7 protein-coding genes are annotated in these 7,045 nt (G+C 54.8%); 5 read left to right on the top strand and 2 right to left on the bottom strand.

The window, feature by feature from the left end; translation table 11 throughout:
- The coding region (locus SM765_RS22865) for a hypothetical protein (RefSeq protein WP_368981935.1) at positions 1-372 on the top strand (372 nt) is incomplete at its 5' end.
- A 784-nt stretch (positions 373-1,156) separates the two neighbouring features.
- Positions 1,157-1,528, top strand: coding sequence for a TIR domain-containing protein (locus SM765_RS22860; RefSeq protein ID WP_156209801.1), 372 nt, complete (start codon positions 1,157-1,159; stop codon positions 1,526-1,528).
- Positions 1,529-1,581: 53 nt separating this feature from the next.
- Here SM765_RS22860 and SM765_RS22855 read toward each other — a convergent pair.
- Positions 1,582-2,339 (bottom strand): IS5 family transposase gene (locus SM765_RS22855; RefSeq protein ID WP_368981934.1). Its coding sequence is split into 2 segments (ribosomal slippage): positions 1,582-2,015 and positions 2,015-2,339, totalling 759 coding nucleotides; the frame shifts between segments, so codons are not numbered across the junction.
- A gap of 81 nt (positions 2,340-2,420) precedes the next feature.
- Between SM765_RS22855 and SM765_RS22850 the strand changes: the two genes are divergently transcribed.
- The 3 genes from SM765_RS22850 (at position 2,421) to SM765_RS22840 (ending at position 4,992) form a co-directional block, all read left to right on the top strand.
- Positions 2,421-2,927 carry a TIR domain-containing protein gene (locus SM765_RS22850; RefSeq protein WP_368981933.1) on the top strand — a complete coding sequence of 169 codons (507 nt, stop codon included), beginning with the start codon at positions 2,421-2,423 and terminating at the stop codon, positions 2,925-2,927.
- Between the two features lie 77 nt (positions 2,928-3,004).
- Positions 3,005-4,450 (top strand): SIR2 family protein, encoded by a 1,446-nt coding sequence (locus SM765_RS22845; protein ID WP_368981932.1) that lies wholly within the window; start codon positions 3,005-3,007, stop codon positions 4,448-4,450.
- Positions 4,451-4,482: 32 nt separating this feature from the next.
- Complete coding sequence (locus SM765_RS22840; protein ID WP_368981931.1) at positions 4,483-4,992, top strand: toll/interleukin-1 receptor domain-containing protein; 510 nt, start codon at positions 4,483-4,485, stop codon at positions 4,990-4,992.
- A gap of 13 nt (positions 4,993-5,005) precedes the next feature.
- On the opposite strand, the gene SM765_RS22835 is transcribed toward SM765_RS22840, so the two are convergent.
- Positions 5,006-7,045: DEAD/DEAH box helicase (locus tag SM765_RS22835; protein ID WP_368981930.1), on the bottom strand; the 2,040-nt coding region annotated here is incomplete at its 5' end.

The raw sequence follows: 7,045 nt of genomic DNA, 5'->3' as shown, positions 1-7,045 counted from the left end.
TCGATGTCGGTGGTGGTGAATTTGATGCAGTTCGTGGTCATTGCTCTTCTCCTTGTTTGCGTTGCAATGATGGTCACCTTGCAGCTGGCCAAGGCCCGGCCACACCGAAGGCGAAGCGCAGCGGAGAGGGGCAGGCGCCGGTCTTTTTGCCTCGCGAGGAATGGCCCGCAGGGACAGGGGAAAAAGATCGGCGACAACCTTTGTGGACGGGTCGACAGCTGCGACCAGCATGTCATGCAACTCAGACACCAGGAGAAGTGCGGTGGCCGCGAAGAAAGGAGGGTGAACAACCGAAAGAGAGAAATGCCTGTGGTGGCGACATTTCTGTCCTCTCGCTCCGAGCCGCATCCCGACCAGTCAGAGCTTTGCTGACCCTGCCTCACGTGCCGCAACGGCTGGTTTCCGTGGCAACCCGATGTGTGTGTAGTCTGGAAGAGCAGCAGAGATACCGTCGAAGCTTCGACAACGTGTCCGGATCACCCGGATTTCGAACGGACCCTCTACGGCACCCCAATAACTTGCGATGCGCGCAGCACGACCATCACCGGTCTGATGCCAGCTGCGGCCAATGCAATCCGGCGGTCGTGGAACGCCGTTTGCGTCCCATGATGACTGGGCGGCACAGCGCGTCCGGCAAAGCGAGGACCAACACCGGCCGAGACGCGAGGTACGAGATTACTGATGTCTCGCGCCCGCCCCAGCGACCGTTACCAAATGGCCGAGATGAAGCGTTGCCACGACCATGCGACGGCTGGCCGGGCTGTCTCCGGAGGAGACTGCACCGCCAGCGGCACGGCGCAGGGAGAGGCGGCGTTTCAGCTCGGGAAGGGCGGCTGCTTGCAGCCGGCCGAGTAGGGCGCGGTCCTGGCCAAAGGGCAGGAGGGGCCATGATCAATAGGACGGGACAGCAGAGGGACAATAGACCTCCTCAAGTTCTATCTCCCATGGCCACGAGCCGAAAATGGCCGCACTAGTTCCGCACGTAACAACCGTCGCTTTGAAACATTAGGCACCCGAGGAAAACCGATTACTTGCGGTTGCTGTACTGATGTTCGCCACTAGAAGTTGCAATCGCAGGACGGACGCACCACAATATATCTAGAGTCGGCACTAGATGTTCTCTGCCCACCCACAAGCTCCACGAGACGAGGTAAGATTGAAGACACCGATTTTTGTAAGCTTCGACTTTGACAACGACCGACGGCTAAAGGATTTCATAATCCAACAAGCTCGTAGGCCCGACTCGCCGTTCCAAGTCATCGATCACTCGTTGAAGGAAGCAGCTCCCGAGATGAGTTGGGAGGCCAAGGCTTATAGGGCAATCGGTAGAGCCAGGGTTGTGCTCGTCATGGTCGGTCCTCAAACGCACCGCGCGCCCGGTGTATTGAAGGAAATCAAAATGGCCCGGGATCAAGGGAAAAAAGTGGTACAAATCATTGGCTATCGAGACGGAAACTACACTCCGGTCAAAGATGCCGGGCAACTCTATCGTTGGAATTGGGAAAACCTACGAAAAATACTTAGCTAAACGGGCTGCGAACTCACATTAGATCAGTCACGATTCCACCCTAGGGTCAGGATTCATAACCAATAGATGACGGTCGCGGCCAGAGCGATGGCTGAGAGGAAGACCTTGGGGCAGCGATCATATCGTGTAGCCACACGCCGCCAGTCCTTGAGCCTGCCGAACATGATCTCGATGCGGTTGCGTCGTTTGTATCGGCGCTTGTCGTATTTGACCGTGGTCTTGCGTTGCTTTCTGCCGGGGATGCAGGGCTTTATCCCTTTGTCTTTCAACGCGTTCCTGAACCAGTCGGCGTCATAGCCACGATCCCCGAGCAACCAGTCGACTTTTGGCAAGTTGCTGAGCAGAGCCCGCGCGCCGATGTAATCGCTGACTTGGCCGGCGGTGACGAACAGGTTGAGCGGCCGCCCTTGGCTATCGCAGATGGCATGCAGTTTGGTGTTCATGCCGCCCTTGGTCCGACCGATCAGGCGACCACGCCCCCCTTTTTCGCGGCCATGCTGGTCGCGGTGCGGTGTGCCTTCAAATAGGTCGCGTCGATCATCACGGTCTTCTCTTCTCCGTGTTCGGCAGCCAGGCCGACCATCATCTGCGCGAAGATGCCTTTCTCGCTCCAACGCTTCCATCGGCTGTACAGCGTCTTGTGCGGGCCATATTCGCGCGGCGCATCTCGCCAGCGCAACCCATTGCGATTGATGAAGATAATCCCACTCAACACCCGTCTGTCATCGACCCGTGGCTTGCCGTGCGACTTCGGGAAGAAAGGGGTAAGTTTGGCCATCTGCTCGTCGGTCAGCCAGAAAAGGTCGCCCATGTCACCGCTCCGTTTTCCAAGCCGTGAATCACGCAGCGCGTCGAAAATCAATGCATCCTGACCCTAATCCGAGGAACCCAAATGGCCCGTCGCGTCTTCTTTAGTTTTCACTTCAATAACGATCACTCACGCACCCAGCTCGTACGGAATATGAACTCTCTTGAGGGCAACAGTCCCGTGACGCCCAACCGCTGGGAAGAAATCAAAAATACAGGCGAAGCCGCCATCAAGAAGTGGATAAATGACAATATGGCAGGGAAATCCTGCGTGGTCGTGCTAGTGGGAAGCGAAACAGCATCCCGGCAATGGGTTCGGTACGAAATAAGAAAGGCCTGGGAAGAAGGGAAAGGCGTCCTTGGCATTCATATCCACGGACTCAAAGACTTGAACGGCAATACTTCCACAAAAGGTACCAGTCCCTTTATAGACCTCAAGGTGTCTGAAGATGGCAGACTTGTGACGCTGGGATCAGCTCCGACACTGAAGAATCCTGCCGGAAGCACGAGCAAGGATATCTACGCCAGCATCCAAACTAACATCGAAAGCTGGATTGAAGAGGCAATCCAAAATCGCGCCAAGTACAAATAAGATCACGGACCCAAACTGGGCTTCAGTGCAATCTGAACCAGGAATATCGGCAGACTTTTATTCGGAGCATTATCCACATGAAGAAAGACGTAGAACGCTTTGTCGAAAAGTTTGTCGAAGAAATCCGCTCCGAAAATGCAGCTGTATTCCTTGGCGCGGGTGCGTCCAAAGCTGCAGGACATGTGGACTGGTCAGAGCTTCTTGCGCCGTTGGCGAAAGAGCTTGAACTTGACATCGAAAAAGAGAGTGATCTTGTCGCTTTGGCGCAATTCTACGAAAACCAGACCCGAGACCGGGCGACGATCAATCAGGCGATATTGGATGCGTTGGGTCGAAATGTCGAACCAACCGAAAATCACCGAATACTGGCGTCCCTCGACATCCCGGTTTTCTGGACGACGAACTATGACCGGCTTATTGAGGACTCTCTTCGTGAAGCTGGTAAAATCGCAGATGTAAAATACACGGTTCCCCAGCTCGCAACCACGAGATCGAAGCGACATGCCATCGTCTATAAAATGCACGGTGATGTTGAACACCCGGCCAACGCAATCCTAACAAAAGATGACTACGAAAAGTACTTCAAGACTCACGGCGCATATATTACGGCACTTTCTGGGGACCTGGTCTCAAAGACATTTGTCTTCATTGGGTTCAGCTTCTCTGACCCCAACTTGGACTACATTCTTTCGCGCGTTCGCGTAACGTTTGAGAAGAACCAAAGACGGCACTTTGCATTCTTTAAGAACCGATCACGGCAAGCGCACGAGAGTGACGAAGATTTTAGGCTCGCGCTGACACGACAACGCCTAATGATTGAGGACCTGAAGAGGTTCAACATTCACGCAATCTTGGTGGATGAGTATGAAGAAATCACGGAAGCGCTTCGAGAGGTGGCACGGCGTTTCCGCATGAGAACCATATTCGTTTCTGCTAGCGCATCTGAATTTTCGCCCTGGGGAGAAGACGCAGTTACGGGCTTTATGCGAAAACTCGGTTCGCTGCTGGTTGAGAACTCACTTCGGATTAGCACGGGCCTCGGTCTGGGCGTAGGCAATGCGCTTTTCACGGGTGCCCTAGAGGAAGTGTACAGAAATCTTGATCGCCAGGTAGATGATCACCTGCTTGTTCGCCCATTTCCTCAGTTTGTCGAAGACAAGGATGAACGCGAAAAGCTATGGAAGAAGTACCGAAACGATTTCATTCCTTCAGCTGGAATGGCAATTTTCTTATTTGGCAACAAGATTTCCGAAGAAGGCTTCATTGAACGAGAAGCAACAGGAGTAATTTCTGAATTTGAAATTGCGGCGCAACACGGACTTGTCTTGCTACCGGTTGGAGCCACGGGTTCCGCCGCTGCTACGCTTGCGAACCGAATTCTTAGCGATCCTACTTCGTACCCAAGCGTTCCCTCAGAGTTATTGACATACATTGGCAAACTAAATGATCCTGTGACTTCGTTGGACGAACTCCTGCAACCGATCGTGGATCTGGTTCGCAGCACCGAAAAGTTCGGAAAGTAACGATCCTTCCCTTGAAGCTGCGGAGAAATACCATGCCAATTTCCATGACAGATATCAGGCTCCAAGCACGAATGGGGGACAGGCGTGTTGCGAAGTCGCTGGCTGAAGCCCAACAGAACAGACTCACTACAGCATTCCTTTGCCATTCCCACCAAGATCGCGACCTCGTGCAGGGCCTGATTAACCTACTGACAAGGGCGGGTTGGCACGTATATGTGGATTGGATGGACAATTCCATGCCGAGTAAACCCAATCGGACAACCGCAGACAAAATCAAGAAGCGCATCAGGGAACTCGACTATTTCCTGTTTCTTGCCACCTCAAATTCAGTTTCTTCGCGATGGTGCCCTTGGGAAATTGGGTATGCCGATCCATACAAATATCCCGAAAAGCTACTGATAATCCCTACGCGCGAGGGTTCGGTCACCCATGGGAACGAATACTTGGATCTTTACCGAAGGATTGATGTTCGTTCGGATGGGAGCTTCGCCGCAGTTGATCCGGGGTCACTATACGGCACCGATTTACGGAATTTGAGGTAATCGGGCATGATTGTCATGATCTCAACCGCTCTGACAACCTGCTAAGGCAACTAAGATCGACCTTGGAAGAACACGCGTCGAGAACCAATAATTCGTGATGCAGATAGGGGTGGAACTTTTCCGAAACAAGGTTTCCAGCATCACCGAAGAGGTCTCGCGCATCTTCCGCCGAAATCCTTCCAAGCACCGCCCGTAGATCGGGCGTTTCGTCCCCGGCCTCCACCAGCAGGAACCCGTCATGCTGCTCGACTGAAAACCCCTCACTTCTCAGTGCTAGAGCGAGGGTTGATGTCTTCACCGTACCGACCCGCGTCGCAATGACTGATGTATGCTCGCCGATGCTGTGCATGTTATTGGCCCTAAACCCCAGCTGTTCATAGTTAGCACGCGCTTCCTCGAGCATCATCAAAGAGACTGTATCCATGTAAGCTGGGCTGGAATCCCCCTCGAGCACGGCGAACATTCGGTCGATCACCTTGTCATGAATTTCCCCCGCATCGCCGCCGAAGACTGGAGGCACACCAGCCTTAGCGGGTTTGACGACGATGACCTTTTCCCGATCATGGATTTCTTGAACTACCCAACGCCGCCCAGAAAAAATCAGCAGCATCCCAGGAGCAAGAACATTGTCGATTGGCAGGGTTCCAAGATCCCGCCCCTCTGCGACCAACCGGAACTCCTCAGGAGTCTGGAACACCGCATAGAAGCTGTAATGCTCGATCAGCTTTTCGCCTGCCGGTCCCAAGAGTAATAGCCCACTTGCGGCCTGTTCGATCAAGCCGGTTTCAGGATGACCGATCGCACGCAAAACATCTGCGAATACTTCGGTTGTGACCTTCCGAAAGGGGCCTTCGCGGCAGAGCACATTGTAGACCACGCTTGCAGACGCACCGCCGCGCTGCGCTATGACTGACAGTATCTGATGGACGAGCGTCGAGAGATGAAGCGCCTGAGGTTTTGGAGGTTCGCACCAGCCTTCCAGCAGCAGGTCTATCATCGCGATGGACCTGATCAGGCCGAGGCGAAGACGATCCACGAAACTGCTCTCCGGCGTCAACTTGGCTTCGAGAGCGTACTGCCTCAGAATGGCCGGCTGTCCTTCACGGCGGCCTGATCGGCCAAGCCGTTGTCGCAACGCCGCGACGCTGAATGGCGCACCGATTTGAGCCACGCAGGTCACGTCACCGATGTCGATTCCCAGCTCGAGCGTCGATGTGCAAACGGCTGTCGTCGGTTTCGCAGGGTCCTTCAAGCGCCGCTCAACGAAGTCACGGTGTTCTCGGGAGAGGCTCGCGTGGTGGGGATAGAATTCCTGTGGCAGGTGCTCCCGTTCGCAAAGCTCCCGCAACCGATCTGCGTAAATCTCGACCCGTTGACGCGCTCCGGCGAAGACCAGGTTGTCGCTGCCTCGAAGGTGTTTGAAAAGATGTGCTGCGATCGCGTCCGTTGCGGATGGGCTGTTTTCATCTTCATCGCCTGAGAGGTAGCCGCGAAGCTGAAGCTTCAATTCTGCCTCGCCGCCATCTGCTTCGATCAGCTGGACAGCGTTTGCGGCGTCAGGGCGAAGATAGGCCTTAGCGAGGTCCATGTCGCCTAGCGTAGCTGACAGACCTATCCGACGGATTGGGCGCTTTATCGCGAGCTCGAGCCGTGTGAGCAGTGAACGAAGCTGGACACCGCGTTCGCTGTCCAGAACTGTGTGCAGCTCGTCGATCACGACCGCCCGTGTCGCCCCAAACAGGCGGGCAATTTCCAAACCGCGACGAATGAAAAGCACCTCAAGGGACTCTGGGGTTATCAGAAGGATCCCTTTTGGAGATTTCAACGCGCGCGTCTTGATGGACTGCGAGACATCTCCGTGCCAGGGAACAACCGGAAGCTCTGCTTCCCGGCAGATGCCCTCCAGCCGCATGGCCTGGTCCGTGATCAGGGCTTTCAGCGGACCGATGTAGAGCAGGTCGAAGCCGGTGCCGCCCGACGGCTCGTCAAGCACCTGTGAAATCAACGGCAGGAACGCCGCCTCGGTCTTTCCGCCCGCCGTGGACGCCGCAAC

The organism is Pseudophaeobacter sp. 1A09344 (assembly GCF_041008745.1).
Lineage (GTDB): Bacteria > Pseudomonadota > Alphaproteobacteria > Rhodobacterales > Rhodobacteraceae > Phycobacter > Phycobacter gallaeciensis_A.
This window is presented reverse-complemented; position numbering and strand designations above follow the sequence as displayed.

Coding starts and splice junctions, on each gene's coding strand:
- SM765_RS22850 (WP_368981933.1), top strand. CDS start 2,421: ATGGCCCGTCGCGTCTTCTTTAGTTTTCACTTCAATAACGATCACTCA.
- SM765_RS22845 (WP_368981932.1), top strand. CDS start 3,005: ATGAAGAAAGACGTAGAACGCTTTGTCGAAAAGTTTGTCGAAGAAATC.
- SM765_RS22840 (WP_368981931.1), top strand. CDS start 4,483: ATGCCAATTTCCATGACAGATATCAGGCTCCAAGCACGAATGGGGGAC.